Below are 316 nucleotides of genomic sequence, written 5' to 3'. Positions count from 1 at the left end.
GTGGTGGGCGGCCGGGGACCGCCGCACCCACCTCGTCGGCAAGGGCGTCGTACGGTTCCACGCCGTGAACTGGCCGGCCATGCTGCTGTCGGCGGGTCTGCCGCTGCCCACCGACATCCTCGTCCACGACTATCTGACGGTCGGCGGGCGGAAGATCAGCAAGTCGGGAAACGGGACGAGCGTCGACCCCGTCTCCCTGACCGCCGTCTACGGCACGGACGCCGTCCGCTGGTGGCTGCTGCGCGACGTCCCCCGGGTCGGGGACGCCGACTTCACCACCGAGCGGCTGATCGCCCGCGCCGACGCCGACTTCGCC

1 protein-coding gene is annotated in these 316 nt (G+C 72.5%); it reads left to right on the top strand.

The window, feature by feature from the left end:
• Positions 1–316, top strand: a 316-nt coding sequence (locus TN53_RS43625; RefSeq protein WP_046264489.1) for a class I tRNA ligase family protein, incomplete at both ends; no start/stop codon positions are given.

It is taken from the genome of Streptomyces sp. WM6386 (assembly GCF_000972385.1).
Lineage (GTDB): Bacteria > Actinomycetota > Actinomycetes > Streptomycetales > Streptomycetaceae > Streptomyces.
This window is presented reverse-complemented; position numbering and strand designations above follow the sequence as displayed.